Annotated in this window: 1 pseudogene; it reads left to right on the plus strand. The window is 62.7% G+C overall.

Annotated elements, in window-relative coordinates:
• Nucleotides 1-443: 443 nt before the first annotated feature.
• Nucleotides 444-789, plus strand: a pseudogene (locus tag NKI35_RS31295) (type I secretion system permease/ATPase); the annotation flags it as partial.

A 789-nucleotide genomic window follows, 5' to 3' on the forward strand; every position in this document is an offset into this window, starting at 1 on the left:
GTCACCGTGGCCGACCTAGGCCTGACCGCGTCGGACTTCACCTTCGTTTGATCCAGAAACCCATACGGAACCGCGCCCGCCCCGCCCCCTGGGCGGGCGCTTTCCCGTTCCGCTACTTGCCTGGGCCGGGGCGCCCGAGGGGCGCCCGGGAGCAGTCGCAGCGTTGACAGCTTGACCAAGCCCTGCGCGTCGCGCTGGTCGTGCACCGAAATCTCCTGAAGGTGTGGAGGCGGAAGCCTGTTCGGGCCCTTGCGGCCGACCACGATGAATCCCTTCCAAACCTTCAGCCGGACGGTGTTGTTGACCCGCTCCATTAAATGCCGGGACCAAACATATTCGGCGGGAGCACTGATCCTGGACCAGCAAGCGGATGCAGTCGGTTGCCGGTCGGGGAGCAATATAGGGAGCCGGGTCGCCAGCCTCCGGAGACTTACGTGACAACCATTCCAAAGGATTCAGCTTTGAGACCCTTCCCTCTGACTTCCGCGATTTGGGGCATTGTGTTGATCAGCGGCGTGGTCAACGTGCTTGCGCTGATCTCGCCGCTGTTCATGCTTCAGGTCTATGACCGCGTTCTGGCAAGTGGCAGCGTATTCACGCTAGTGGGGCTCGTCGTGCTTGCTGCGGGGCTCTATGCGTTCCAATGCCTGCTCGACATTTTGCGCGCCCGCGTGCTGCTGCGGATTGGCGAGCGTTTCGATGGACAGTTTTCCGGACGCGTTCACGATGCGATCGTTCGCCTTCCGCTTTCAACGCGCATGCCGGGCGACGGCTTGCAGCCGCTTCGCG

The sequence above is a fragment of the Mesorhizobium sp. M0676 genome (assembly GCF_040320535.1).
Classification (GTDB): domain Bacteria; phylum Pseudomonadota; class Alphaproteobacteria; order Rhizobiales; family Rhizobiaceae; genus Mesorhizobium.